Raw genomic sequence first — 26,469 nt, 5'->3', positions numbered from 1 at the left:
GAAAAGGAGGGGTTGATGACCCCACAGAAGTTCTGCACGTGTCGGCCCGGTGCGACGGTCTGGCTGACCGGGCTGCCGAGCGCGGGCAAGACCACGATCGCCCATGAACTCGCCGGGCGGCTGTGTGCCGAGGGACGCCGGGTCGAAGTGCTGGACGGCGACGAAATCCGCTCCTCCCTGTCCGCCGGGCTCGGCTTCAGCCGGGTGGAGCGGGACATCCATGTCAAGCGCATCGGCCTGGTCGCCGAGGTACTGGCCCGGAACGGCGTGATGGCTCTGGTGCCGGTGATCGCCCCGTACGCGGACAGCCGCGCGGCCGTACGCGAACGCCACGCGAGCAGCGCGATCCCCTACGTCGAAGTCCATGTCGCAACCCCCGTCGACGTGTGCCGCACGCGTGATGTGAAGGGGTTGTACGCCCGGCAGGCGGCCGGTGAGATCTCCGGCCTGACCGGCGTGGACGACCCGTACCAGATCCCGGAGAACCCGGATCTGCGGATCGAGGCGCACCAGCAGACCGCCGCGCAATCCGCGACGGCGCTGCACGCAGTGCTCAAAGAGAGAGGACTGGCATGACCACGGTCGCGGCGGACCGCCCGCACACCGACAACCCGTACGCGCTCTCCCACCTGGACACGCTGGAGTCCGAGGCCGTCCACATCCTCCGGGAGGTGGCGGGCGAGTTCGAACGCCCAGTGATCCTCTTTTCGGGCGGCAAGGACTCCATCGTCATGCTGCACCTGGCGCTGAAGGCATTCGCCCCTGCGCCGATTCCCTTCTCGCTGCTGCATGTGGACACCGGGCACAACTTCCCCGAGGTCCTGGAGTACCGCGACCGGACGGTGGCCAAGTACGGGCTGCGGCTGCACGTCGCCTCGGTCCAGGAGTACATCGACGCCGGCAAGCTGCGCGAGCGCCCCGACGGAACGCGCAACCCCCTTCAGACGGTGCCGCTGACGGAGAAGATCCAGGCGGAGAGGTTCGACGCGGTCTTCGGCGGCGGGCGCCGGGACGAGGAGAAGGCCCGGGCCAAGGAGCGGGTGTTCTCGCTGCGCGACGAGTTCTCGCAGTGGGACCCGCGCCGTCAGCGCCCCGAGCTGTGGAACCTGTACAACGGCCGGCACGCGCCAGGCGAGCACGTCCGCGTCTTCCCGCTGTCCAACTGGACCGAGCTGGACGTGTGGCAGTACATCGCCCGAGAGCACATCGAGCTCCCCGAGATTTACTTCGCACACGAGCGCGAGGTGTTCGCGCGCGACGGCATGTGGCTGGCCGCCGGCGACTGGGGCGGGCCGAAGGACGGTGAGACCGTCGAGACCCGACTGGTCCGGTACCGCACGGTCGGTGACATGTCCTGCACCGGCGCCGTCGACTCCGGCGCCACCACGCTGGACGCCGTGATCGCCGAGATCGCCGCCTCCCGGCTCACCGAGCGGGGCGCGACCCGCGCCGACGACAGGCTTTCCGAAGCCGCCATGGAAGACCGCAAGCGCGAGGGGTACTTCTGATGACGGCCATTGACACGCTGCGCTTCGCCACCGCCGGATCGGTGGACGACGGGAAGTCCACCTTGGTCGGCCGGCTGCTGCACGACTCCAAGTCGGTCCTCGCCGATCAGCTCCAGGCAGTGGAACGCGTCTCCCGCTCACGCGGTCAGGAGGCGCCGGACCTGGCGCTGCTCACCGACGGCCTGCGCGCCGAGCGGGAGCAGGGCATCACCATCGACGTCGCCTACCGGTACTTCGCGACGCCGCGGCGGCGATTCATCCTCGCCGACACGCCGGGGCACGTTGAGTACACGCGGAACATGGTCACCGGAGCTTCCACAGCCGACCTGGCCGTGGTCCTGGTCGACGCCCGCAACGGGGTGGTCGAGCAGACCCGGCGCCATGTCGCCGTGGCGGCCCTGCTCCGCGTTCCCCATGTGGTCCTGGCCGTCAACAAGATGGATCTCGTGGCATACGAGGAATCCGTCTTCGCCGCCATCGCCGATGAGTTCGGCGCGTACGCGCGTGAGCTGGGCGTCTTGGAGGTCACCGCGATCCCGGTCTCGGCGCTCGCCGGGGACAACGTGGTCGAGCCGTCGAGGAGCATGGACTGGTACGGGGGCCCGACGGTGCTGGAGCACCTGGAATCCGTGCCGGTCGGCCACCGCCCGGACGAGGAGCCGACGCGCCTGCCCGTGCAGTACGTCATCCGCCCGCAGACCGCCGAGTACCCCGACTACCGCGGCTACGCGGGCCAGGTCGCTTCGGGCGCGCTGTGCGTCGGCGAGCCGGTCACCGTGCTTCCGTCCGGCCGCACCAGCACCGTTGAGGCCATCGACCTGCTCGGCCGGGCCGTGGACTGCGCGTGGGCTCCCCAGTCGGTGACCGTGCGGCTGCGCGACGGCATCGACGTCTCGCGTGGCGATCTCATCGTGCCGACGGCCGTCGCGCCCACTCTCACGCGCGATGTCGAGGCGACCGTCTGCCATCTCGCCGACCGGCCGCTGACGGCCGGCCGGCGGGTGCTGCTGAAGCACACCACCCGCACGGTCAAGGCGATCATCGAGGAGATTCCGTCGCGGCTCGCCCTGGACGATCTTTCGCAGCAGCCGGCGCCCGGCGAGCTGCTCGCCAACGACATCGGCCGGGTGCGGGTGCGTACGGCCGAGCTGTTGGCGCTGGATTCGTACGCACAGTCACGGCGTACCGGCTCCTTCCTGCTCATCGACCCGGCGGACGGTACGACGCTGGCGGCCGGCATGGCAGACGGCGTTGGGTGAGCCACGTCCGACGGGATGCCACACGTCCTCATGGACAGGTCCGAAACGGCGGTCACGGGGCCGCGGCCTGTCGCCCGCAGGCTCTCGGCTATGTCCAAGGCACTTCTCCGGCAGGGAAGCGATCACCGGCAGTTCGTCAAGTCCGATGGTGACGTGGGTTGACGGTGCCGCTCCAGTTGGTCGTAGGCCGCTGTTTAGGAGCCAACTTCCTTGCCGAGGTTGAAGATGGCCGCTCGCCGTCCGTGTCCGCCCCCGCCGGGGCCGCTGGAGGAGTACGAGGGCCGGTTCGACGACCTCTTCTTCAGGCTGGCGCAGCGGCGAGGGTTTCGCGACTGCCTGACCAGGCTGTTGGCATCGCGGGAGCGGAAGAAAACGATGACTTGCCTGGCAGGGGCGGAACCGGTGACCAGTGCGGAGATGCTGGGGGCGCAGTGGCTGCAGTTCTTCCTGTCCGAGTCGCCCTGGGAGGCCGAGCAGATCAACGACCGGCGGCTTGAGCTGCTAAGCGAGGAGTCGGCTACGGCTCCGCACGACAGCGGGGTCATCGGGATCGACGATTCCGGGGACCCCAAGGACGGCACTGCTACCGCGCATGTTGGCCGGCAGTGGCTGGGCCGGAACGGCAAGACGGACCACGGCATCGTCACGGTGACCACCGTGTGGACCGACGGCCGCGTCTACCACCCGCTGCACACGACTCCTACACCCCTGCCCATCACTTCGCCCAGGGGCCGAGGGGCCCCGCTGCGGCCTTCCGTACGAAACCGCAGCTGGCCACGCCGGTTATCTGGCCGCCATGGCTCCGAACATGGACGTGGTGCGCTGTGCGCAGTCGGGCTCGGCCATGGCATCCATCGCGATGTCGGCAGTAGGCACCCAGACCTACGAGGCCCCCGACAGCTGCCTGCACTGCTTGCCGCGGCGTATGGACAGGACACAGCGGGCACCGGAGCGCTGCGCAAAGAGCTGAGGTGTTGACAAGCACGCTGCCACTTGAACGAAGCGTCACAAGACGCCTCGCCGTGGCGAGCTTCGGCGAGCTCGCGGGGTATGGCATCACCGACTCCTGAGCCCGATACGGCGCCGACCAGGGCGGCGGGAAATGATCTCCGTGAGCGCGGGAAACGATCTTCATCCGCCCTCGGATAGCCGCTGATCAGCCGTTTTCGTCGGTGCCCCACCACTGGAAGCCCCTCAGGTCCTGGACCTGAGGGGCCTCGTGGAGCCCACTCGCATCAAGTGGCACCCCAGGGCCGGGCTTCGGGGCGGGGTGGCGCCGACCGGGACGGCGGAGGTGCCGATCGGCGCCGGTCCGGACGTCACTCCCGCACGCCGGCCAGTTCCACCGCCCGGCGCCGCATGGCCAGCCCGGCCGGGGCGACGGAGAACACCACCGCGAGCACGGCACACCCGCCCACGGTCGCCCCGAGCTCCGCCCACGGCATCTCCACCGGACTCCACACCGACAGCAGACCGAGCGCGCTCCACATGCCCGCCAGGTTGAGACTGGCGACCAGGAGGCCGAGCACTCCGCCGGCCACGACCACCATCAGCGCCTCGCCGGCGACCAGCCGCAGCACCTGCCACTGGGTGGCCCCGGCCAGCCGCAGGACGGCCAGGTCGCGCACCCGGTCGGAGGTCGCCATGACCATCGTGTTGGCCAGGGAGATGCCGGTGTAGAGGAGGGCGATGCCGAGGACCAGGATGAAGCCGTACCGGGTGGTCCGGTTGGTCTCCGGGTAACTCGCCTGCACCCACTGGTCCTTGGTGAAGACGTGCCCGCCGGCCTTGGTGAGCGCGGCGGCCACGGCGGCCGGGTCGGCACCCTCGGAGAGGGCCACGTCCACCCGGTCGACGCTCGCGCCGGGGGCGTTGGCGGGGGTGACGTAGGCGCCGTTGTTGCCGGTGCCGGTCGTCATCACCGCGGCGACTCGCAGCGACTTCTTCGTGCCGTCCCCGAGCCACACGTCCACGCTCTGCCCGACGGTGTGCTTCTCCCACTCCTCGTTGACGATGATCGAGTCGTCGTCGAGATCGCTCACCTTCCCGGAGGCCAGCGGCAGGTGCACGGTCGCGGCGAGCGGCCCCGTCTCCGCCGCGCGGGCCTCGGACCTGATGAGGGCGACACCGTCCTCCAGGACGTACACGGCACTCGACGAGGTGGCCGAGACCACGGCGCCCTTGACCGCCTTGAGCTTGTGCACGGTCGCCGCGTCGAACCCGGCGTCCCCGGCCGGGGTGACGACGAACGAGGCCGCCGTCTGCTCACGCGTCTCGGTGGCCTTCGCTTCGTTCAGGGTGGCGGTGGCACCGAGGAGTGAGCCCGCGAGGGCGACGGTGACCAGGACCGGCGCCGCGATGGCAGCCGTACGGCGGATTCCGGCGGCGGCGTTCTCCCGCACCAGCATCCCGCCCGCGCCGGGCAGTTGGGCCGGCAGCCAGGCGATCAGCCGGGTGAGCGGACGCATCAGGATGGGCGCGAGCAGCGCGATCGCGGTGATCAGCAGCATGGGGCGGCTGACGTAGGTCTTGCGGTGCAGCAGCTCTCCCGGGTCGGAGACCAGGGCGAGCCCCAGCGTCACGGCCGCGGTCAGCAGCAGCCCCGCCCCGAACAGCCAGCGGCCCCGGGTCATCGCCTCGGTGTCCACGGACGCCTCGCGCAGTGCCTGGGTGGGCCCGGTGCGGCCGGCCCGCCAGGAGGCGGCAATCACCCCGAGCAGGGCGACGAGCAGACCGGTCCAGAAGGCCATGTGGTACGGCCAGGTGTGGTCGCCGATGGTGAACCAGCTGGGCGCGAGCCCGCCGTCGACCACCCAGGCGGCGAGCTTCGGGGCGCCGTACGCGCCCAGCACACAGCCCGCCGCCGACGCCGCCACGCCGACCACCAGGGCCTCAGCGAACACCATCCGCCGGACCTGGCCGGGGGTGGCCCCCGCGGTGCGCAACAGGCCGAACTCCCGGCGCCGCTGGGCGACCGCGAAGGCGAACGTGGACGCCACCACGAACACCGACACGAACGCGGTGACTGCGCCGGCGGTGCCGAACATGGCGTTCATCGCGGTGAGCGCCTCGCTGTCACGGTCCGGATCGGCGTCGGCGAGACGGCGGTCGATGCCGGTGAGGACCTGTACATCCCGGCCCGCGACGGCCGCGCGGACCTTTGCCGCGTCCGCCTTCACCACCAGTTGGGTGCTCTTGGGCGACAGTTCGGCGGCCCGGGCGTCGGTGTAGAAGACGGCGTCCTCGAAGCCGCGCGAGGCCACGGTGCCGACGACCGTCACGGTGCCGCGGTCGGTCTCGACCCGCTCTCCGGGCCGCGCCCAGCCGCCGGTGACGACGACCTCGCCGGCGGCGCGGGGAGCACGGCCGCCGTCGATCTCGTACGGCGCGAAGGCGGCCGTGGACCAGGGGTGCCCGACCAGGTCGCCGGGGCCCTTCGTGGCCCGCACGGTGGTGGCCCGCACGGTGAAGGAGCGGTCCGCGACGACCATGCCGAGGCGCCGCAGCCCGGCCACGGTCTCCTCGGGCACCGCGCGCGGGTGCGCGAGCTTCTGGGTGCGGGCGCCGATCGGGGTCGGCACGGACAGTGTGTCCTGGCCCCGGACGACGACCGGTGCCGCGGCGAACCGTTCCGGCTGCCGGTCGGGTGCGTCCAGGGAGGAGGCGAGGGCCAGACCCATCACGGCGAGCAGGGCGACACCCAGCGAAAGGGCGACGAAACTGCCGACGAAGGTGACCCAGCGGGTGCGCAGGGTGCGCAGGGCGACGCTCAGCACGGCACGGCCTCCAGCTTGGTCATGCGGGCGGCGATGTCGTCCGCGCTCGGACCGATCAGCTCGCCGTTGACGCGGCCGTCGACGAGGAAGATCACGCGGTCGGCGTAGGAGGCGGCCACCGGGTCGTGGGTGACCATGACGATCGTCTGCCCCTCGCGGTCGACCATGGACCGCAGCAGGGCCAGCACCTCACGGCTGGTCTGCGAGTCCAGGGCGCCGGTCGGCTCGTCGGCGAAGAGGACCTCGGGGCGGGTGATCAGCGCGCGGGCCAGGGCGACGCGCTGCTGCTGGCCGCCGGACATCTCCGTGGGCCGGTGCCTGGCGCGCTCGCCGAGACCGACCTGTTCGAGCACCTCGCGGACCCGGGACTTCGCGACCCGCTTGCCGGCCAGGCGCAGCGGCAGGGCGACGTTCTGCTCCGCGGTCAGGGCGGGCAGGAGGTTGAACGCCTGGAAGACGAACCCGATGCGCTCGCGGCGCAGCAGCGTCAGCCTGGTCTCACTGAGCCTGGTCAGCTCGGTGCCGCCCACCGAGACCGAACCCGAGGTGGGGCGGTCCAGACCCGCGGCGCACTGCAGCAGGGTCGACTTGCCGGAGCCGGAGGGCCCCATGACGGCGGTGAAGGTGGCGCGCGGGAAGGAAAGGGAGACCTGGTCGAGGGCCGTCACGGCGCTGTCGCCCGACCCGTGGCTCCTGCTGACGGAGCGCAACTCGATGGCGTCGTAGTTCATCTGTCCCTACTCGTTCGGTGTCGGTCCTCCCGCACAGCTGGGCGGGAGGGAGGGTTCGGAGCTCGGAAGCCGGAGCCGGCACGGCCATCGTGGGCGGGGGCTGGGCGCCAGCGGGGGCTGGGTGCCGGGTCCGGTGTGGCGTGTGGCAGGCGGCGTGTGGCAGGTGGCGTGTGGCAGGTGGCAGGTGGCAGGTGGCAGGTGGCAGGTGGGCAGGTGGTAGGTGGCTGCCGTGGCAAGAGGCTGCGTGAGCCGCCGCCGGTCGCTTCCAGCGCGGGCAGCAGCAGCACCGCTGCGAGGATGCCGACACCGCCGTGCGCCGCGATGTGCGCCGCCGTGTGCTCCGTCGGACAAGCCGTCACCCCGGTGCCGCCTCTCTCGTCCTCACGGTGACTCCACGAAACCGCGTGGGGACACTCGGGCGCAGTGCGGCAGGGACGAGACTTGGGGTAGGGCTGGGCATACCCACCGGGCTCGGGCCCGCTCACCGGGGGCTCGCCGCGGGGGATCGGATCAACCCGCCTGGTGCGCCCCGACGGTCGTAGGAGCAGCGTTCAACCCGCCGCCGTGGGCCGCCTGTCGGTGGCCTTGCCGGCCGCCTCCAGGACGTCGAGGTGGGCGCCGGCCGCCGTCAGCTGGTAGCCGGGCCGGCGCCGGATCAGGTCGGCCTCGGGGCCGAGCAGCCTTCGCAGCCGGGATATGCCTGCGAGCGGACGGCCGTGCCCCGTCCTGGGGCGGCCGGGACCGCCGTACGGCCGCCTGGGTGGTCGCACGGCGGATCCGCGCCCCCGCGCCGACCTGGCCGGATCCCTTCGCTCCCGCCGCCGGGGGTATGGCCGGCCCTACCTCCGGCCCGCCCCCTGGACCCATGGCCGGGCGCCGGGCCGCCCTTCTACGGTGATTCCCATGCACCCTCGGAATGTGTGGCAGGCCATGTCCCGGCCGGGCTTCCTGCTGTCGGCGTGGCCCTGGCGCTCGGTCTGTTACCTGCTGACCGGTGCGGTCACCGGTGTCCTCGCCCTGGTCGGGCTGGTGACGCTGGCGGCCGTCGGCGGGGCGCTCGCCGTCGTGCTGGTCGGGCTGCCGCTGCTGGTCGTGCTGGCGGTCTCCGGTCTGCCGGTGGCCTGGGTGGAACGGCGCAGGCTCGGCCTGGTCGACCTCGACCCGGCACCGGACCCGCACCAGCCGCCGCCCGCCGAGGGACTGATGTCCTGGCTGACGACCCGGCTGAAGGAACAGGCCACCTGGCGCGAGCTCGCGTACACCGTGCTGTTCGCGGGCCTGCTGTGGCCGCTGGACGCGCTGGTGTTCACGGTCGCGCTGCTCTTCCCGCTCTCCATGGCCGCCACCCCGTTGCTCTTGGCCACCGTCGGCGGGGGCCGCGAGACGAAGGTGCTCAAGCAGTGGACGGTCACCACCTGGCCCACGGCCTTCGGGGTCGCCGTGCTCGGACTGCTGCTGCTGGCCCTCGGCGCCTACGTCCTGGGCGTCGCGGCCGGCGCCCGCGCCGAACTGACCCGGCTGCTGATCGCCGACCCGGACGGCGACCTGGGTGCCAAGGTGGTCGAACTGAGCCGCTCGCGCGTGCGGTTGGTGGACGCCTTCGAGGCGGAGCGCCGGCGCATCGAACGCGATCTGCACGACGGCGCCCAACAGCGCCTGGTCGCCCTGACGATGACCTTGGGCCTGGCCCGTCTCGACGCCCCGCCGGGGCCCCTCGCCGACCAGCTCGCCAAGGCCCACGACGAGGCGGGCAAGGCCCTCGCGGAACTGCGTGAACTCATCCACGGCATCCACCCGAAGGTCCTCGCGGACTACGGCCTCGGGGCCGCCGTGGCCGACGCGGCCGACCGTTCCGTGGTCCCGGTCGACGTGGACCTCCCGCTGCCGGGACGGTTCGAGCAGGCGGTGGAGGCGGCCGCGTACTTCGTGGTCTGCGAGGCCCTAGCCAACGTCGCCAAGCACAGCGGGGCGGGCCGCGCCCAGGTGTCCGGGGGCCACTCGGGCGGGCGGCTGGTCCTGGAGGTGCGCGACGACGGCCGCGGCGGCGCCGACGCCTCGGCGGGCAGCGGACTGACCGGACTCGCGGACCGGGTGTCGGTCCTGGATGGCAGACTCTCCCTGTCCAGCCCGCCGGGCGGACCGACCCTGCTGCGTGTGGAGTTCCCTTGCGAGGTGACCGAGGCGACCGAGTGGAGCGAGGCGGCCGGTCGCTTCGCGTAGTCCTGGCCGAGGACAGCGTGCTGCTGCGGGAGGGCCTCATAGGTCTGCTCGGCCGCTGCGGCCACGAGGTCGTCGCGGCGGTCGGTGACGCGCAGGCGCTGATCGCGGCGGTCGAGGAGCACGGCCCGGACATCGTGGTCACCGACGTCCGTATGCCGCCCGGCTTCCAGGACGAGGGCCTGCACGCCGCGGTCCGCCTGCGGGAGAGCCGCCCCGCCCTGCCGGTGCTGGTGCTCAGCCAGTACGTGCAGCGGACGTACGCCTCCGAACTCCTCGACTCCGGGGACGGCACGGGCGTCGGCTACCTGCTCAAGGACCGTGTCGGCCAGGTCGAGGAGTTCGTCGACGCGCTCGCCGAGGTCGCGGACGGCGGCACGGTCGTGGACCCCGAGGTCGTCCGGCAGTTGCTGCGCCGGCGCCGCGATCCGCTGGAGCGGCTCACCCCGCGCGAGCGGGAGGTCCTCGCGCTGATAGCGGAGGGCAAGTCCAACGGTGCCATCGCGCGTGAACTCGTCGTCTCCGAGGCGGCGGTGGGCAAGCACATCGGCGGCATCCTCACGAAGCTGGACCTGCCACCGGCGGACGAGACCCACCGGCGGGTGCTGGCGGTGCTTGCGTATTTGCGGTCGTGACCGAGACTGGCCGCGGGCGGAGACGGCTGCGGGCGGGTCGGCAGGTGCAGCTGAGCCCCGGTCAAGGGTGAGTCGGCGAGTCTGGCTCCCTCATGCACATGGCGTAGAGCGTCCGCCTTCTTCTGGGTCATGAGCGGTGAACAGAGGCGCGGTGAGACGACGGCGCATGGGCTCTTCCTCCGGCCATGGGGACGCCGTGACGGGGCGGAGGCCGGTAGCAGGACGGCGGCAGCGGGGCGGCGGCAGCAGGACGGCGGTCGCGGCGAGAGCACCTCCCCGGACGACTCATTCAGATTTCCGTTCGCGAACGCCTGTGCCCGGAACGACGTCGGCTATGGCAACTACGGGGCGGCCGGCGCCTTCGACGCCAACAGAAGACATCGTGCGACACGACGGCGTGGACGTACTGCCAGGCGGTGGACAAGCCGGGCTGAGCGCCGGGACAGCCGTTGTGCACAACCGGGGAGTTGTCCACAGGGTCTGACGTGTTTCGGCCAGTGGTTGTACGGTTCGGCACGAGTTGATGTTCTTGCTGGACACGGGGGAGGCGGTCGCTGTGACCGAGGCCGGTGCGGAGGCGACGGCAGTGACGGAGCCCGACGAGGCGTCCGCGACGCGGGAGGGGGCGGCAGCCCGCCGCCCCCGGGTGCGAGGCTTCGCCCAGTGGCCCGTCGAGGGCTCGCCCAAGAGGGAGGGCAAGGCCCTGCGGGAGAGCGTCCCGCGCAGCGCCCACGCCGCGCTCGACCTCGACATCTCCCGTCCCGGCGCGGTCGAGGCGGTCGAGGAGTCGAGCCGGGGCCGTATCCCCGAGCTCACGCCGATCCGGGTGGGGCGGATGGCGGCCACGCCGTTCGCCTTCCTGCGCGGCTCGGCGGGACTCATGGCGTACGACCTGGCCCGCACCCCCATGACCAGGATCCGCGCCCAGATCTGCGGCGACGCCCACGCGGCGAACTTCGGCCTGTACGGCGACGCCCGCGGCGGCCTGGTCATCGACCTGAACGACTTCGACGAGACGGTGCACGGCCCCTGGGAGTGGGACCTCAAGCGGCTCGCCGCCTCCCTGGTCCTCGCGGGCCGGGAGACCGGCGCCGACGAGGACACCTGCCGCGCGGCGGCGCACGGTGCGGTGGGCGCGTACCGGCGCACCATGCGGCTGATGGCCAAGCTCCCGGTGCTGGATGCGTGGAACGCGATCGCGGACGAGGAGCTCGTCTCCCACACCGACGCCCATGACCTGGTCGGCACGCTGGAGCGGGTCTCGGAGAAGGCGCGGGCCAACACCAGCGGGCGGTTCGCGGCGAGGTCGACCGAGCTCACCGAGGACGGTGGCCGGCGCTTCGTGGACGCCGCGCCGGTGCTGCGCCGGGTGCCCGACGAGGAGGCGGCTGCGGTGGCCGCGTCCCTGGAGCACTACCTGACCACGCTCTCCGAGGACCGGCTCCCGCTGCTGGCCCGGCACGCGGTGCACGACGTGGCGTTCCGCGTCGTCGGCACCGGCAGCGTCGGCACCCGCTCCTACGTCGTCCTGCTGCTGGACCACCGCGGCGAACCGCTGGTCCTCCAGGTCAAGGAGGCGCGACCCTCGGCCCTCCTGCCGCACCTGGTCACCGCGGGCTTCGACGTGCCGCCGGTCGACCACGAGGGTCGCCGGGTGGTCGTCGGCCAGAAGCGGATGCAGGTGGTCAGCGACATCCTGCTGGGCTGGACGACCATCGAGGGCCTCCCCTTCCAGGTGCGCCAGTTCCGCAACCGCAAGGGCAGCGTCGACCCGGCCGCCCTGTCCGCCGACCAGATAGACGACTACGGCCGTATGACCGGCGCCCTCCTGGCCCGTGCCCATTCGCACAGCGTCGACCCACGCCTGGTCTCCGGCTACTGCGGCAAGAACGAGGAGCTCGACGAGGCCGTCGCCACCTTCGCCGTGACCTACGCCGACCGCACGGAGGCGGACCACGCGGAACTGGTGGCGGCGGTCCGAACGGGGAGGGTGGCGGCGGAGACGGGGGTGTGAGGAGCGGCCCGGTACCCCGGCCGTCGCCCCGGCCGTCACCTTGGCCGTCACCCCGGTTGGCGTCCGGCTCCGGTCGGCGCGGTTACGCTGTTCGGATGACGTCCCCGGAAGCTGACCCCCACGGCACAGCCGCCGCAGGTACGGAGCGGTTGGAGCGGGCCGTGCGGGCCGCCGAGCAGGCGCTCATCGAGTACGAGATCGCGGTGGAGACCTTCCGCATCGAGGTGGAGAACTTCTCCCGCCTGCATCACCAGAAGCTCGGCCCGATGTACACCCGCCTCGACGAGCTGGACGCCCAGATCGCGGAGATCCGGGCCGCCCGCAGCGGCGACCCCGAGGATCTGCGCCAGGCGCAGGAGGCCCGCGCCCGGGTGATGCCGATGCCCGGCGTCGAGGAACTGTTCCACGGCTGGATGGACGGGGAGGGCCTCTTCCCCGAGGCCGCCGCGATGCTCACCGAGCAGCCGGTGCGGCCCCCGCAGCGGGTGCGCCCCAGCGACGAGGCCCGCAAGCTCTACCGCGAGCTCGCCCGCAAGGCTCACCCGGACCTCGCCCAGGACGACACCGAGCGCGCCCGGCGCGAGGAGTTCATCACCCGGGTCAACGCGGCCTACTCCCGAGGCGACGAGCCTCTCCTGCGGGAACTGGCCGAGGAGTGGGCCGCCGGTCCCAAGCCGCCGGAGCAGGGCCCCACCCCCAGCGAGGAGCTCTACGCCCGCCTCGAATGGCTCTCCCGGCGCAAGGAACTCCTCTCCGTGGTCGCGCGGGAACTGGAGGAGAGCGCGATCGGCTCGATGCTCCGGATGGCACCGGACGACCCGGACCGCCTCCTGGAGGAGATCGCCGAGAAGCTCCTGGCCGACGTCTCCACGCGCGAGGCGGAGCTCGGGGAACTGCTCGCGCAGGAGTGACCGGTCGCGTCCCCGGGGCGTCGGGTAGCGTCGGTCTCATGAATTTCGGTGCTGGTGTGCCCACGGTCCAGGTCACGGACCTCAAGGACGACGATTTTCTGCTGGACGTCCGAGAGGACGACGAATGGCAGGCGGGTCACGCCGAAGGGGCGCTGCACATCCCCATCAGTGACTTCGTGGCCCGCTACGGCGAGCTGACCGAGGCCGCCCCCCAGGACGGCCGCGTCCACGTGATCTGCCGGTCCGGCGGCCGCTCGGCCCAGGTCACGATGTACCTGGCCCAGCAGGGCATCGACGCCGTGAACGTGGACGGCGGCATGCAGCTGTGGGCCGAGGTCGGCCGCCCCGTGGTGACCGACGACGGCCGCCCGGGTTTCGTGCTCTGACCGTCGGCAGCTCTGATCGGGGGCAGCTCTGATCGGGGGCGCTTGGTGTGGGGGGTGCCTGCTCGGGACCACCCATGCCCTCCCCGTCGCTCAGGTCCCGGCCCGCGGTTCGCGGCGGCGGGCCGGCTCGGTGATCAAGACCGGTGGCGGTTCGGTGTCAGCCCAGGGGATGTGCCGCCAGCAGATCCCCCAACGCCTCCTCGTGCGCCGCCGCCGGACCGAGCGCGAGTTCCAGCTGCTTGGCCCACGCGTGGTACCGGTGCAGGGGGTAGTCGACGTCCGCGCCGAATCCGCCGTGCAGATGCTGTGCCGTCTGCACCACCCTCCGTACCCCCTCCGACGCCCAGATCTTCGCCACGGCGACATCCCCCGCGACCGGCAGCGCCCCCTGAGCTCCCGAGTCGATCCGCCACGCCGCCTGCCACAGCGTGACCTCCATCGCGCGCAGGTCGATGTAACGGTCGGCGGCCTGCACGGCCACGGCCTGGAACGTGGCGACCGGGAACCCGAACTGCTCCCGCTTGCTGGTGTATTCACTGCTCATCCGCAGCACCCGCTCGCCCAGCCCGAGCGCCAGCGCACAGGTCCCCGTGGTCAGCAGATCCCGCAACCACTCCCACGCGCCCTCGACGTCGATCACGTCCCGCGCGGTGATCCTCACCGACTCAAGGCGCAGCTCGCCCAGCCGCTCCCCGCTGGTGGAGAACTGCTCGCCGAGCGCCACCCCGTCGTGGACCCGCGGCACCAGTGCGAGAACGGTCCGGCCCGCGGACGTATGCGCCGGGACGACGACGAAGTCCGCGTCGTACGCCCACGGCACCGCCGTCTGCACCCCGTCCAGGATCCAGTCGGCGCCCTCGCCCTCCCCCTCCTCCTGCCGTGCGGTGACGGCGAGTTCGGCGGGATCGTGCCCCGTGCGGCCGCTTGCGGCGACGGTCAGCACGAGCTCCCCGCGCCCGGCCCGCTCCAGCAGCTGCGCCCTCAACTCCGGCCCGCCGTAAGCCTGTACGGCCGCCATGGCCGCGCTGTTCTCCAGCAGGGGCACCCGCGCCAGCACCTTCGCCGACTCACGCAGCACCAGGCACAGCGCGACGGCGTCCAGGCCCGCCCCGCCGTACTCCTCCGCCACCAGCAGGCTCAGCAGGTCCGCGTCGGCGAGCCTGGACCACAGCGCGCGGTCGAACTCGTCGGCCACGGCACCCGTGGTCAGCGCCGGAGACGGCACCGCGTCCGGCGCCACGTCGGCGAACACCCCCCGCGCCGCCTCGGCCGCCGCCTGCTGCTCCTCGCTGAAGGTGAAGTCCACGGTCCCTGTCCTTCCGACGGGTCGGCAGATCGGGTCAGCTGATCTGGCGGTCCGTCAAGATAGAACAGGTTCTAGAAGAAGGGAACGGGCTTCCCCGGCCTACCTGTCGAAGTCCAGCTCCACCTTCTCCGTCACCGGATGCGACTGGCATGCCAGCACATAGCCCGCCTGCGTCTCCTCCGGCTCCAGCGCGAAGTTGCGGTCCATGCGCACCTCACCGGAGACCAGGAAGGCCCGGCAGGTCCCGCACACCCCGCCCTTGCAGGCGTAGGGCGCGTCGGACCGGTTGCGCAACACCGTCTCCAGCAACGACTCACCGTCCTGGACGGGCCAGCTGCCGCCGCGTCCGTCGAGCCGGGCGGTCACCGTGCTGTGCGCGGGCGCCGGAACCGGTTGTGCCGGAGCAGCCCCCGCGTCCACATGGAAGATCTCCTCGTGGATCCGGGTCCGCGCGACCCCGAGCTCCTGCAACGCCCTCTCCGCACCCTGCACGAGTCCGAACGGCCCGCACAGGAACCAGCCCGCCACCCGCTCCACCGGCAGCAGGGCCGGCAGCAGCCCGGTCAGTCGCTGTCGGTCGAGCCGCCCGGAGGGCAACCCGGCCTGCTGCTCTTCCCGGGAGAGCACCGTGACCAGCTGGAACCGCTCGGGGTAGCGGTCCTTCAGGTCGGCGACCTCCTCCAGGAACATCGTCGACGCGGAAGTGCGGTCGCTGCGGATCAGACAGAACCGGGCCTCGGGCTCGCGTGCCAGCAGCGTCGCCGCGATCGACAGCACCGGGGTGATGCCGCTGCCGCCGACGACCGCCGCGTACAGACCGGGCGCCGGGTCGAGGGTGAACCGGCCCGCCGGTGTCATCACCTCCAGCTCGTCGCCGACGTTGATTTCCTTGAGCGCGTACGTCGAGAAGGCGCCGCCCTCCACCAGCCGCACGCCGACCCGCAGTTCGCGTGGTCCCTCTGCGTCCGGCGCCGGGGAGCAGATGGAGTAGGTCCGGCGTATCTCCGTGCCGTCGGCCGTGCGGCGCAGGGCGAGATGCTGGCCGGCGGCGTACCGGAACTCCTCGCGCAGTTCGGGCGGCACGGTGAGGGTTAGGGCCACGGAGTCGTCGGTGAGCCGGTCGACCGCGGCCACCGGGAGCGGGTGGAAGCGGGCCATCACAACTCCTTGAAGTGGTCGAACGGTTCACGGCAGTCCAAGCACCGCCGCAGCGCCTTGCACGCGGTGGAGGAGAACCGGCTGAGCAGTTCGGTGTCGGCGGAACCGCAGTGCGGGCAGAGGAGCGCTTCGGCCTCCGCGTCGCGTGTCCGCGTCGGCCCCAGTCCCACCGCGACCGGCCCGGCCGCCGCCACGACGCGGGGTGGCGCTATGCCGAACTCCCGCAGCTTGCGGCGTCCTTCGGCGGTGATGTCGTCGGTCGACCAGGCGGGCGCGAGCACCGTGCGCACGGTGACCTCCCGCACGCCGTGGTCGCGCAGCACCCGCTCGATGTCCAGGGACATCGCCTCGATCGCCGGGCAGCCGGTGTACGTCGGGGTCAGCTCGACCTCGACCGAGTCCGCGTCCCGGACATGCACCGCACGCAGCACGCCCAGCTCGCGCAGGGTGAGCACCGGCAGCTCGGGGTCGGGCACCGAACCGGCGAGCGCGAACAGTTCGGTCTCCAGCGGGGTGAGCGTCACCATGACGCCCCCGGGTGACTGCGGTGCAGGTGCTGCATCTCGGCGAGCATCCGCCCGAAGGGCTCGGTGTGCAGGCCCTGTCGTCCCGCCCCGGCGGCCCACGCACCCGAGCGCGGCCCCTCGGGCACGCCCAGGGTGGCCCGGCGCAGGATCTCCCCCACGGACGCCAGCCAGGCGGCCTCCATGCGCTCCCCGTCGACCTCCACACCCTCCACCGGCTGGAACATCTCGCCCGTGAACCGCCACAGCGCCTCGCACGCCCGCAGCATCCGCGCGTGGCTCTCCTCGGTGCCGTCACCGAGCCGCAGGGTCCACTGCTCGGCGTGGTCGCGGTGGTAGGCGACCTCCTTGACGGCCTTCGCGGCGAGCGGGGCGAAGGGGCCGCCGCCCGCGGCCAGTTCGGCGTACAGCAGGTGCTGGTAGGTGGAGAAGTACAGCTGGCGGACGATGGTGTGGGCGAAGTCGCCGTTCGGCTGCTCCACCAGCTGGAGGTTGCGGAAGGCGCGCTCCTCGCGCAGATACGCCAGTTCGTCCTCGTCGCCCACCAGGGACAGCAGCACCCGGGCCTGGCCGAGCAGGTCGAGGGCGATGTTGGCGAGGGCGACCTCCTCCTCCAGGACGGGGGCGTGGCCCGCCCACTCGCCGAGGCGGTGCGAGAGCACCAGCGCGTCGTCGCCGAGGGCGATCGCGGCGGCCCGGGAAATCGGGGAGGCCGCGGGAGCAGCCGTCGTCTCAGGTGTGCTCACAGGTGCTTCACCCCCTCCGGGATCTCGTAGAACGTCGGGTGCCGGTACGGCTTGTCGGCGGACGGCTCGAAGAACGGGTCCTTCTCGTCGGGCGAGGAGGCCGTGATGGCGGACGAGGGCACCACCCAGATCGAGACGCCCTCGCCGCGCCGGGTGTACAGGTCGCGGGCGTTGCGCAGGGCGAGCTCCGCGTCCGGGGCGTGCAGGCTGCCGGCGTGGGTGTGGGAGAGGCCGCGGCGCGAGCGCACGAAGACCTCCCACAGGGGCCAGTCGGTGTTCGTCATGCGCGCGTCGCTCCTGTCTTGCCGGTGTGCTTCACCGCTGTGTGCTTCGCCGCGTGGGCCGCGGCCGCCTCCCGCACCCAGGCGCCCTCGTCGTGCGCCCGCCGGCGCTGGGTGATCCGCTGTTCGTTGCACGGGCCGTTGCCCTTGAGGACCTCTTTGAACTCCGTCCAGTCGATCGGGCCGAAGTCGTGGTGTCCCCGCTCCTCGTTCCACCGCAGCTCCGGGTCGGGGAGGGTGAGGCCCAGGGACTCGGCCTGGGGGACGCAGATGTCGACGAAACGCTGACGCAGCTCGTCGTTGGAATGGCGCTTGATCTTCCAGGCCATCGACTGCGCGGAGTGCGCGGACTCGTCGTCGGGCGGGCCGAACATCATCAGGGACGGCCACCACCAGCGGTCCACCGCGTCCTGGGCCATCGCGTGCTGCTCGGGCGTGCCCTTGCTCAGGGCCAGCAGCAGCTCGTAGCCCTGGCGCTGGTGGAAGGACTCCTCCTTGCAGATACGGACCATCGCGCGTGCGTACGGGCCGTAGGAGCAGCGGCACAGGGGGACCTGGTTGGTGATCGCGGCGCCGTCCACGAGCCAGCCGATCGCGCCGACGTCCGCCCAGGTGAGGGTCGGGTAGTTGAAGATCGAGGAGTACTTCTGGCGGCCCGAGTGGAGCTTGTCGAGGAGCTCGTCGCGGCCGGTGCCGAGGGTTTCCGCCGCGCTGTAGAGGTAGAGGCCGTGCCCCGCCTCGTCCTGGACCTTGGCCATCAGGATGGCCTTGCGGCGCAGGGAGGGAGCGCGCGTGATCCAGTTCGCCTCCGGCTGCATGCCGATGATCTCTGAGTGGGCGTGCTGCGCGATCTGGCGGACCAGGGTCGCGCGATAGGCGTCCGGCATCCAGTCGCGCGGCTCGATGCGCTCGTCGGCGGCCACGGCGGCGTCGAAGACGCTCTGGTACGCGGTGGTGTCGCCGACGGCGCCCCGAGCGCCGTACGCCTGTGTGCTCGCCGTCTGCTGCGCGGCTGCTGTCGCCATGAGGCCCCCTCGCCTGGGCTCCGCCGGAACCTGCTCCCGACCGATCGTTCGGTTCGTGCGATTCCATGGTGTGCCGGGCGCCGTAAGGTGTCAACCGCTGTGGAAAACCCACGAGGCAGCCTGTGGAAAACCTGGGCGGGAGTGAGAACGGCCACGCCGGGGCCGGTCCACAGGGGCTGTGCGGGGCGGCCGGGCCTGAGTACCGTGCCGTGCGAACCACCGCGGCGAGGCGGGTGCGGGCGCCGGCCACCGGGCGCCGCCGCCTGAGGCCGGGGGCGGTGGGCGGACCGGAATCGGGAACGGGGCGGAATGGACGCGTACGACGGAGGCTCGAACGCCCGGCGAGGACCGGGCGCCACGAGCGGGTCGGGCGATGCCCCCGGGCCGGGCGATGCCCCCGAGCCGGAGGTGCCAGCGGAGGCGTACGGGTCGCACGGGGCGAACGGTCCGGAGGCGCCGGGTGAGCTGCCGGACGTGGCCGTCGAGTCGCGGACGAGGGTCCCCGCGCAGGATCGTGAGTCCGCCGGGGTGGGGTCGGCCACAAGCGATCTGCCCGCCGAGACCGGCCACTCTGGCCTCTCCGAGCCCGCCCACGCAGGCTCCGCCGAGCCCGCCCACCCCGGCCCCTCCCAGCCCGCCGACACCCGCCCCTCCGCGATACGCCCGGCCGCCCCGGCCCCGGCCCCGGACCTCGCCCCCTACCGGGCCTCCGACCCCGAGCCCCGTACCGGTGTGGGCGCCCTCTCCCTCCGCTATCAGATCGGGGTGGCCCTGGCGCTCGCCGTCGTGGCCGTCGCGGTCTGTGTGCACATCGGGATGGTGTTCCTGCACGTCGCGCCGTCGAACACGGTGACCAAGCAGCACGGCGGGGCGGTCGAAGACTGGGTCTATCCGGAGTTCGAGCAGAACTGGAAGCTCTTCGCGCCGAACCCCCTCCAGCTGAACATCGCGGTGCAGGTCCGGGCCCGGGTAAGGAGCGCCGACGGCGGCAGCCGTACGACCGGCTGGTACGACCTGTCCGCCGAGGACGGCCGTGCCGTCGACGGCAATCTGCTGCCCAGCCACACCCAGCAGAACGAGTTGCGCCGCTCCTGGGACCTCTTCGTCGCCACGCACGACGCCGACAACCGGCCGGTCGGCCTGCGCGGCACGCTGTCCGGGACGTATCTCCGCCGCATCGTGGTGCTGCGTCTGGAGCGGGACCACGCGACCGCGCGGGGCGACGTCCTCGTGAGCGTCCAGGTCCGCTCCAGGACCACCAACGTGCCCCCGCCGAAGTGGAGCGAGGAGAAGGTGCCGGTGCAGCCGGTCTACCGCGAGCTGCCCTGGTGGGCCGTGACGGCGGACGACACCGAGGGGAGCGTCCGGTGAACCGATTCGCCCTGGCGGTGTCCACCGGCATCGCCCGTGTCACCGAGGCCGCCCTCGGCCCCTACCAGACCGCGATGATCCGTATCGGTTTCAGCGCGACCTGGCTGCTGTTCCTGCTGCGCGAGTTCCCGCACCGCCAGGAGCTGTACGGCCCGGACGGTCCGTGGAGCTGGAACCTCGCCGAACAGCTGGTCTCGCTCAACGGCGCGTTCACGGCCCTGATGTGGTCGGACGGGCAGTTCTGGTTCGAGACGGTCTATGTGCTCGCCGTCGTCTCGAGCGTCCTGCTGCTGCTCGGCTGGCGCACCCGCGCGATGTCCGTTCTCTTCATGGTCGGCGTGCTCTCGCTGCAGAACCGCAGCATCTTCATGGGCGACGGCGGCGACAACGTCCTGCATCTGATGTGCATGTACCTGGTCTTCACGCGCTGCGGCCAGGTCTGGTCGCTGGACGAGCGCCGGGCCCGGCGCTCGCGGGAGGCACACGCGCGTGGAGAGCATGTCGTGGACCGTGTCGGGCCGGCCCTGTGGGGCGTCCTCGGGCTCGTGCTGGCGTCGGCGGCCTTCCTGGACAGGCTGAGCGGCGACTGGGTCGTCCCGGCGCTCCTGTGGGCTCTGTGGCTGGCGCAGGCCCTGTGGTGGGCGGTCGGACGGTTCGCCCGGTCCGGCCAGTCGCGGATCATGCTCGACGTCGTCGCCAACATCGTCCACAACGGCGCCCTGCTCGTGATCATGGCCGAGGCCTGTCTCATCTACGCGACGGCGGGCTGGTACAAGATCCAGGGTTCCCGCTGGCAGGACGGCACCGCCGTCTACTACCCGCTGCATCTGCAGTCCTTCTCGCCGTGGCCCGCCCTCGCCGACCTGCTGTCGTCGAACGGCGTCATGGTGATGCTGGTGACGTACGGCACGGTCGCCGTGCAGGTCGCCTTCCCGTTCACGCTGTTCAACCGGCGGGTCAAGAACGTCCTGCTGGCGGCGATGATCACCGAGCACGCGGTGATCGCGGTCGTCCTCGGACTGCCGTTCTTCTCGCTGGCGATGATCGCCGCGGACTCGGTCTTCCTGCCGACGTCGTTCCTTCGCCGGCTGGGCGACGGGGCGGCACGCGTGCGTGGCCGGCTGTGGACGCGCTGGGCGGGCGGGGGCGGCCGGGGAGCGGGGCTGCTCGGACGCGGCGGCCCGAAGGGGCGACCCACTCCTGAGGGACACCGGACTCCCGGCCGGCCGGGCCCAGCGACGGATCCGGGATCCACGAAGACCCCGCGGCCCGCCGACCGCCCCGGCGACAACCCCGGCGACCCCGAGAACCCCGGTCACCGGCACGTAGGCTTCCCCGCATGACCGGTCCCGATCCCGTGAGCCTGTGGCACCGGCTCGTCGACACCTGTGTGCTGCTCGACGGCTTCCACGCCCTCAAGCACGCCGTGCGGTTCGGGGCCGAGGTCCCGGTGGCGGTCGCCGTCGACCGGGGCGCGGCGCTCGCCCTGGCCGAGGAGCTGGCGCCGGACGTACGGGACACCCTGGACGCGCTGTTGACGCAGGTCCCGGAGTCGGCGTACGCGTCCCTCGTGCCCCGCCCGCATCCCACGGGGGTCGCGGCACTGGCCGTACGGCCGTCCCGGGCGGCCCATCTCGAGAAGCTGGCGCACACACCGCGTACCACCCCCGTGGTGGTCCTCGACAATCCGCGCAACCTCGGCAACGCGGGGGCGGTGATCCGGCTGGCCGCGGGCTTCGGGGCGACCGGCGTGGTCACCACGGGCACGCTCGACCCCTGGCACCCGACCGTCGTCCGCGGTGGGGCGGGCCTGCACTTCGCGACCGCGGTGGAGCGCCTGACGGTCGCCGAGCTGCCGCCCGGGCCGGTGTTCGCCCTGGACCCGGAGGGCGACGACATCCGGGGTGTGAAGCTCCCGGACGACGCCGTCCTCGCCTTCGGCTCGGAGCGCAGCGGGCTGTCACCTGAACTGCGCGCGCGAGCGGGTCATCTGGTGGCGCTGCCGATGCGCCCTCAGGTCTCCAGCTACAACCTGGCCACGAGTGTGGCGATGACCCTCTACCACTGGAGTCTCGGCGGGGCCTAGGCCTCCCGGCGCACCTCGACCACCCGGAACCGGTTGGCGACGAACGCCCCGTCGCACAGCGCGGAGTTGGCCGCCGGGTTGCCGCCCGATCCGTGGAAGTCGGAGAACGCGGCCGTCTGGTTGACGTAGACCCCGCCGACGAGGTTCAGCGACAGCTGCGCCGCCTCCTCCAGGCAGACCTCCTGGACGGCCTGCTCGACCTCTTCGTCGGTGGTGTACGCGCCGACCGTCATGGCGCCCTTCTCGCGGATCGTGCGCCGCAGCAGCTCCACGGCGTCGGCCGCCGAGTCGACCGCGACGGCGAAGGAGACGGGCCCGAAGCACTCACTCATGTAAGCGGCCTCGGCGTCCGGCTTGGCGCCGTCCAGCTTGACGACGACCGGAGTGCGCACGACCGCGCCCGGGAACTCCGCGTTGGCGATCTCCCGCGAGGCCAGGGCGACTTCGCCGAGACCCGCCGCGGCCTCCAGGCGCGCCTTCACGTCGGGGTTGACGATCGCGCCCAGCAGCGCGTTCGCGCGCGCGTCGTCGCCGAGGAGGCCGTCGACCGAGCGGGCGAGGTCGGAGACCACCTCGTCGAAGGTCTTGGGACCCTCGTCGGTGCGGATGCCGTCCCGGGGGATCAGCAGGTTCTGCGGGGTGGTGCACATCTGGCCGCTGTACAGGGAGAGGGAGAAGGCCAGGTTGGAGAGCATCCCCTTGTAGTCGCCGGCCGACTCCACGAGCACGGTGTTGACGCCGGCCTTCTCCGTGTAGACCTGTGCCTGGCGGGCGTTGGCCTCCAGCCAGTCGCCGAACTCCGTCGAACCGGTGTAGTCGATGATCCGGATCTCGGGGCGCGTGGCCAGGGTCTTCGCGATGCCCTCGCCGGGGCGCTCGGCGGCGAGCGCCACCAGGTTCGGGTCGAAGCCGGCCTCGCCCAGGACGTCCCGCGCCACCTGGACGGTGAGCGCGAGCGGCAGCACCGCGCGCGGGTGCGGCTTCACCAGGACCGCGTTACCGGTGGCCAGGGAGGCGAACAGGCCCGGATAGCCGTTCCACGTCGGGAAGGTGTTGCAGCCGATGACCAGGCCGATCCCGCGCGGAACCGGTGTGAACTGCTTGGTGAGCGCGAGCGGGTCGCGCTTGCCCTGCGGCTTGGTCCACTCCGCGGTGTCGGGGGTGCGGACCTGCTCCACGTACGCGTACGCCACGGCTTCCAGGCCGCGGTCCTGCGCGTGCGGGCCGCCCGCCTGGAACGCCATCATGAAGGCCTGGCCGCTGGTGTGCATGACCGCGTGCGCGAACTCGTGGGTCCGGTCGCTGATCCGCTTGAGGATCTCCAGGCACACCACCGCGCGGATCTCGGCGCCCGCGTCCCGCCAGGCCTTCTGGCCCGCCTTCATTGCGGGCAGCAGCACGTCCAGGTCCGCGTGCGGGTACTCGACGCCCAGTTCGATGCCGTACGGCGAGACCTCGCCGCCCACGAAGCCGTCGGTGCCGGGCTGGCCGAGGTCGAGGCGGGTGCCCAGCAGGGCGTCGAAGGCGGCCTTGCCCGCCGCCATGTCGAGGCTGCCGTCCTGGCCGTAGGCCTTGGGGTGCTCCGGGTGCGGGGACCAGTACGCGCGCGTGCGGATCGCTTCGAGCGCCTGGTCGAGGGTGGGCCGGTGCGCGGCGATCAGCTGGTGGGCGGTCAGTTCGGCGGCCATGCGGGACCAACTCCTCGTCTTTCGAACTCTTCGTCGAGTTCATGACCTGGGCAGAAATATGGGCAGGAACAGCCGGTCAGGGTTAGAGTAACCGAACGATCGGTCGGGACAAGGGGGTCCGCCGCATCTGTGGAAAACCCCGTGCGGGAGGATCGCGCACATGACAGGACTCGACCTCAGCAGCCCCGTGGCCGTCGTCGGCACCGGCACCATGGGCCAGGGCATCGCCCAGGTCGCGCTGGTCGCCGGGCATTCCGTGCGGCTCTACGACGCCGCCCCCGGCCGTGCCCTGGAGGCGGCCGACGCGATCGGGGCCCGCCTCGACCGGCTCGTCGAGAAGGACCGGCTCACCGCCGCCGACCGGGACGCCGCGCGGGCCCGTCTGGTGGCCGCCGGGCACCTCACCGACCTCGCGGACTGCACCCTGGTCGTCGAGGCCGTCCTGGAGCGGCTGGACGTCAAGCAGCAGCTCTTCCGAGAGCTGGAGGACGTCGTGGGCGAGGACTGTCTGCTCGCCACCAACACCTCCTCCCTGTCGGTGACGGCCATCGCCGGCGCGCTGCGCCATCCAGGCCGCTTCGTGGGCCTGCACTTCTTCAACCCCGCGCCGCTGCTGCCGCTGGTAGAGGTCGTCTCCGGGTTCGCCACCGACGTCTCGTCGGCCACGCGCGCGTACGAGACGGCCCGTGCGTGGGGCAAGACGCCGGTCGCCTGCGCCGACACCCCCGGCTTCATCGTCAACCGGATCGCGCGGCCCTTCTACGCCGAGGCGTTCGCGGTCCACGAGGCCCAGGGCGCCGAGCCCGCCACCATCGACGCGGTCCTGCGTGAGTGCGGCGGCTTCAAGATGGGCGCGTTCGAACTGACCGACCTGATCGGGCAGGACGTCAACGAGTCCGTGACGCATTCCGTGTGGCGCGCCTTCTTCCAGGACGTGCGCTTCACGCCCTCGCTGGCCCAGCAGCGCCTGGTCGAGTCGGGCCGGCTCGGCCGCAAGAGCGGGCGGGGCTGGTACGACTACACGGACGGCGCCGAGCGCGACGAGCCGCACACCGCGGAGCCGGCCCAGGCGCCCGCGTACGTCGTCGCCGAGGGCGATCTGGGCCCCGCGTCCGAACTGCTCGCGCTGATCCGCGAGGCGGGCATCCAGGTCCGCGAGGACGAGGAGGACCACGGCACCCGCCTGCTCCTGCCGAGCGGCGGCCAGCTCGCGCTCGCCGACGGGCAGACCTCGGTGGAGTTCCGGGACGTCGTCTACTTCGACCTCGCGCTCGACTACCGCAAGGCCACGCGCATCGCGCTGTCTGCCTCCCAGGACACCTCGCAGCAGACCCTCGCCGAGGCCACCGGGCTCTTCCAGGCGCTCGGCAAGGACGTCAGCGTCATCGGGGACGTGCCCGGAATGATCGTCGCCCGCACGGTCGCCCGGATCGTCGACCTGGCCCACGACGCCGTCGCCAAGGGCGTGGCCACCCGGGAGGACATCGACACCGCCATGCGGCTCGGAGTGAACTACCCGCTCGGTCCCTTCGAGTGGAGCCGCAGGCTCGGCCGCAACTGGGCCTACGCCCTCCTCGACGACCTGCACCTGCGCGACCCGTCCGGTCGGTACGCGCCCTCGCTCGCGCTGTACCGGCACGCGTACGCCTCCGACAAGCGGGAGGGCAGCACCTCATGACGACCGCCAAGCGCGACACGTACACGCCGGAGACGCTGCTGTCCGTCGCCGTCCAAATCTTCAACGAACGCGGCTACGACGGCACGTCCATGGAGCACCTCTCCAAGGCGGCGGGTATCTCCAAGTCGTCGATCTACCACCATGTGGCCGGCAAGGAGGAACTGCTGCGCCGGGCCGTCAGCCGGGCCCTGGACGGCCTCTTCGGGATCCTCGATGAGGAGCACGCGCGCGTGGGCCGCGCTTCCGACCGCCTGGAGTACGTCGTGCGACGCATGGTCGAGGTGCTGATCGCCGAACTCCCCTACGTCACCCTGCTGCTGCGGGTGCGCGGCAACACGGACACCGAGCGGTGGGCCCTGGAGCGCCGCCGCGACTTCGACCACCGGGTCGCCGAACTCCTGAAGGCGGCCGCGGCGGACGGTGACGTACGCGGTGACGTGGAGGTGCGCCTCGCGACCCGGCTGGTCTTCGGCATGATCAACTCCATCGTGGAGTGGTACCGCCCGGACGGCCGAGGCATGAACGAACGCGAAGTGGCGGACGCGGTGGCGCAGTTGATCTTCGGGGGACTGCGCAGGGCGTCCTGAACTCAGCCCTGCGGCTCCAGGTCCTCCTCCTCGAAGACCAGCAGGGTGCGGGTGCTGAGGACCTCCGGGATCGCCTGGAGGCGGGTGAGGACCAGTTCGCGCAGGGACCTGTTGTCCGGGGTGTGGACGAGCAGCAGCACATCGAAGTCACCCCCGACCAGCGCGATGTGGGAAGCCCCCGGCAGCTGTCTGAGCTGTTCGCGGACCGTGCGCCAGGAGTTCTGGACGATCTTCAGGGTGATGTACGCCGAGGTGCCCTGGCCCGCGCGCTCGTGGTTGACGCGGGCGCCGAAGCCGCGGATGACGCCGTCCTCGACGAGGCGGTTGATCCGCGCATAGGCGTTGGCGCGCGAGACGTGCACCCGTTCGGCGACCGACCTTATCGACGCGCGCCCGTCCGCCTGGAGCATCTGGAGGATGTCCTGATCGATGGCGTCGAGCGGACGCGGGGGCGGAAGGGGGACGCCGCCCTCCGCGCCTTCGGCCATTTGTTCAGGTGCCATGTCCCCCCGCCTCCCTACCATGGACGTACTGCGTCCATCTCAGGCTGTGGAGAACCGTTTGTCCACAGCCTGAGGGGGC

25 protein-coding genes and 1 pseudogene are annotated in these 26,469 nt (G+C 71.9%); 15 read left to right on the top strand and 11 right to left on the bottom strand.

Translation table 11 applies throughout. The annotated features are described in order from the left end of the window. The first annotated feature begins 15 nt into the window (after positions 1 to 15). From cysC to D1369_RS20000, 4 genes are all read left to right on the top strand, one after another. Entirely contained in the window at positions 16 to 576 is a 561-nt protein-coding gene (gene cysC / locus D1369_RS20015) for an adenylyl-sulfate kinase (RefSeq protein WP_037900787.1), read from the top strand. Further along, complete coding sequence (gene cysD / locus D1369_RS20010; protein WP_007383353.1) at positions 573 to 1,508, top strand: sulfate adenylyltransferase subunit CysD; 936 nt, start codon at positions 573 to 575, stop codon at positions 1,506 to 1,508. Before cysC ends, cysD begins: the two co-directional genes overlap by 4 nt. Then, on the top strand, positions 1,508 to 2,767 hold the full coding sequence (locus tag D1369_RS20005) for a GTP-binding protein (RefSeq protein WP_037903491.1): 1,260 nt from the start codon (positions 1,508 to 1,510) through the stop codon (positions 2,765 to 2,767). Before cysD ends, D1369_RS20005 begins: the two co-directional genes overlap by 1 nt. Positions 2,768 to 2,992: 225 nt before the next feature. Further along, positions 2,993 to 3,745 (top strand): transposase, encoded by a 753-nt coding sequence (locus D1369_RS20000; RefSeq protein WP_237557925.1) that lies wholly within the window; start codon positions 2,993 to 2,995, stop codon positions 3,743 to 3,745. A gap of 341 nt (positions 3,746 to 4,086) precedes the next feature. Here the strand turns inward: D1369_RS20000 and D1369_RS19995 are convergent, their stop codons facing one another. The 3 genes from D1369_RS19995 to D1369_RS19985 all read right to left on the bottom strand — a co-directional run bounded on the left by D1369_RS19995 (position 4,087) and on the right by D1369_RS19985 (position 8,044). Next, entirely contained in the window at positions 4,087 to 6,543 is a 2,457-nt protein-coding gene (locus D1369_RS19995) for an ABC transporter permease (protein ID WP_007383356.1), read from the bottom strand. Next, positions 6,537 to 7,274, bottom strand: coding sequence for an ABC transporter ATP-binding protein (locus tag D1369_RS19990; RefSeq protein WP_007383357.1), 738 nt, complete (start codon positions 7,272 to 7,274; stop codon positions 6,537 to 6,539). The genes D1369_RS19995 and D1369_RS19990 overlap by 7 nt, the downstream gene beginning before the upstream one ends. Positions 7,275 to 7,825: 551 nt before the next feature. Then, positions 7,826 to 8,044: a hypothetical protein gene (locus D1369_RS19985; protein ID WP_118082555.1), complete on the bottom strand. Its 219-nt coding sequence runs from the start codon at positions 8,042 to 8,044 to the stop codon at positions 7,826 to 7,828. A gap of 160 nt (positions 8,045 to 8,204) precedes the next feature. Between D1369_RS19985 and D1369_RS19980 the strand changes: the two genes are divergently transcribed. From D1369_RS19980 to D1369_RS19960, 6 genes and pseudogenes are all read left to right on the top strand, one after another. After that, positions 8,205 to 9,494, top strand: a complete 1,290-nt coding sequence (locus D1369_RS19980) for a sensor histidine kinase (protein WP_118082554.1) — start codon at positions 8,205 to 8,207, stop codon at positions 9,492 to 9,494. After that, positions 9,464 to 10,126: a response regulator transcription factor gene (locus D1369_RS19975; RefSeq protein ID WP_007383359.1), complete on the top strand. Its 663-nt coding sequence runs from the start codon at positions 9,464 to 9,466 to the stop codon at positions 10,124 to 10,126. Before D1369_RS19980 ends, D1369_RS19975 begins: the two co-directional genes overlap by 31 nt. 267 nt (positions 10,127 to 10,393) lie before the next feature. After that, positions 10,394 to 10,560 (top strand): annotated as a pseudogene (locus D1369_RS43915) (phospholipase A2); the annotation flags it as partial. Positions 10,561 to 10,649: 89 nt separating this feature from the next. Beyond that, entirely contained in the window at positions 10,650 to 12,140 is a 1,491-nt protein-coding gene (locus D1369_RS19970; RefSeq protein WP_007383360.1) for a DUF2252 domain-containing protein, read from the top strand. A gap of 95 nt (positions 12,141 to 12,235) precedes the next feature. Beyond that, complete coding sequence (locus tag D1369_RS19965; RefSeq protein ID WP_007383361.1) at positions 12,236 to 13,051, top strand: J domain-containing protein; 816 nt, start codon at positions 12,236 to 12,238, stop codon at positions 13,049 to 13,051. Positions 13,052 to 13,107: 56 nt separating this feature from the next. Next, the gene (locus D1369_RS19960; protein ID WP_007383362.1) at positions 13,108 to 13,437 is read left to right on the top strand and encodes a rhodanese-like domain-containing protein; all 330 of its coding nucleotides are present in this window, start codon (positions 13,108 to 13,110) and stop codon (positions 13,435 to 13,437) included. Between the two features lie 157 nt (positions 13,438 to 13,594). Here D1369_RS19960 and D1369_RS19955 read toward each other — a convergent pair whose 3' ends face one another. From D1369_RS19955 to paaA, 6 genes are all read right to left on the bottom strand, one after another. Then, positions 13,595 to 14,743 (bottom strand): acyl-CoA dehydrogenase family protein, encoded by a 1,149-nt coding sequence (locus D1369_RS19955; protein WP_007383363.1) that lies wholly within the window; start codon positions 14,741 to 14,743, stop codon positions 13,595 to 13,597. A gap of 99 nt (positions 14,744 to 14,842) precedes the next feature. Next, positions 14,843 to 15,901 carry a 2Fe-2S iron-sulfur cluster-binding protein gene (locus tag D1369_RS19950; protein ID WP_037900790.1) on the bottom strand — a complete coding sequence of 353 codons (1,059 nt, stop codon included), beginning with the start codon at positions 15,899 to 15,901 and terminating at the stop codon, positions 14,843 to 14,845. Beyond that, positions 15,901 to 16,428, bottom strand: coding sequence for a 1,2-phenylacetyl-CoA epoxidase subunit PaaD (gene paaD / locus D1369_RS19945; RefSeq protein ID WP_007383365.1), 528 nt, complete (start codon positions 16,426 to 16,428; stop codon positions 15,901 to 15,903). The genes D1369_RS19950 and paaD overlap by 1 nt, the downstream gene beginning before the upstream one ends. Then, positions 16,422 to 17,171: a 1,2-phenylacetyl-CoA epoxidase subunit PaaC gene (paaC, locus tag D1369_RS19940; RefSeq protein WP_050789728.1), complete on the bottom strand. Its 750-nt coding sequence runs from the start codon at positions 17,169 to 17,171 to the stop codon at positions 16,422 to 16,424. Before paaC ends, paaD begins: the two co-directional genes overlap by 7 nt. Continuing rightward, positions 17,168 to 17,455: a 1,2-phenylacetyl-CoA epoxidase subunit PaaB gene (gene paaB / locus D1369_RS19935; protein ID WP_020119451.1), complete on the bottom strand. Its 288-nt coding sequence runs from the start codon at positions 17,453 to 17,455 to the stop codon at positions 17,168 to 17,170. The genes paaC and paaB overlap by 4 nt, the downstream gene beginning before the upstream one ends. Continuing rightward, positions 17,452 to 18,477, bottom strand: a complete 1,026-nt coding sequence (gene paaA / locus D1369_RS19930) for a 1,2-phenylacetyl-CoA epoxidase subunit PaaA (RefSeq protein WP_007383367.1) — start codon at positions 18,475 to 18,477, stop codon at positions 17,452 to 17,454. Before paaA ends, paaB begins: the two co-directional genes overlap by 4 nt. A 309-nt stretch (positions 18,478 to 18,786) precedes the next feature. On the opposite strand from paaA, the gene D1369_RS19925 reads away from it, so the two are divergent. The 3 genes from D1369_RS19925 to D1369_RS19915 are packed head-to-tail and all read left to right on the top strand — an operon-like array spanning position 18,787 to position 21,934. Further along, a complete protein-coding gene (locus D1369_RS19925) occupies positions 18,787 to 19,848 on the top strand; it encodes a DUF5819 family protein (RefSeq protein WP_007383368.1) in 1,062 nt (353 codons plus the stop codon). Further along, a complete protein-coding gene (locus D1369_RS19920; protein ID WP_007383369.1) occupies positions 19,845 to 21,191 on the top strand; it encodes an HTTM domain-containing protein in 1,347 nt (448 codons plus the stop codon). The genes D1369_RS19925 and D1369_RS19920 overlap by 4 nt, the downstream gene beginning before the upstream one ends. Further along, positions 21,188 to 21,934 (top strand): TrmH family RNA methyltransferase, encoded by a 747-nt coding sequence (locus tag D1369_RS19915; protein ID WP_007383370.1) that lies wholly within the window; start codon positions 21,188 to 21,190, stop codon positions 21,932 to 21,934. Before D1369_RS19920 ends, D1369_RS19915 begins: the two co-directional genes overlap by 4 nt. Here D1369_RS19915 and paaN read toward each other — a convergent pair. Beyond that, positions 21,931 to 23,622, bottom strand: a complete 1,692-nt coding sequence (gene paaN / locus D1369_RS19910) for a phenylacetic acid degradation protein PaaN (RefSeq protein ID WP_007383371.1) — start codon at positions 23,620 to 23,622, stop codon at positions 21,931 to 21,933. The two genes, D1369_RS19915 and paaN, sit on opposite strands and share 4 nt — an antisense overlap. A gap of 160 nt (positions 23,623 to 23,782) precedes the next feature. Between paaN and D1369_RS19905 the strand changes: the two genes are divergently transcribed. Both D1369_RS19905 and D1369_RS19900 read left to right on the top strand, forming a co-directional pair. Next, a complete protein-coding gene (locus D1369_RS19905) occupies positions 23,783 to 25,300 on the top strand; it encodes a 3-hydroxyacyl-CoA dehydrogenase (RefSeq protein WP_007383372.1) in 1,518 nt (505 codons plus the stop codon). Further along, a complete protein-coding gene (locus D1369_RS19900; protein ID WP_007383373.1) occupies positions 25,297 to 25,887 on the top strand; it encodes a TetR/AcrR family transcriptional regulator in 591 nt (196 codons plus the stop codon). The genes D1369_RS19905 and D1369_RS19900 overlap by 4 nt, the downstream gene beginning before the upstream one ends. A 2-nt stretch (positions 25,888 to 25,889) precedes the next feature. Here D1369_RS19900 and D1369_RS19895 read toward each other — a convergent pair whose 3' ends face one another. Next, a complete protein-coding gene (locus D1369_RS19895) occupies positions 25,890 to 26,375 on the bottom strand; it encodes an Lrp/AsnC family transcriptional regulator (RefSeq protein ID WP_037900793.1) in 486 nt (161 codons plus the stop codon). Positions 26,376 to 26,469 lie beyond the last annotated feature (94 nt).

Source organism: Streptomyces sp. CC0208, from assembly GCF_003443735.1.
GTDB lineage: Bacteria > Actinomycetota > Actinomycetes > Streptomycetales > Streptomycetaceae > Streptomyces > Streptomyces sviceus.
The sequence above is the reverse complement of the archived record's forward strand: the minus strand, read 5'-3'. Positions and strand labels throughout refer to the sequence as shown.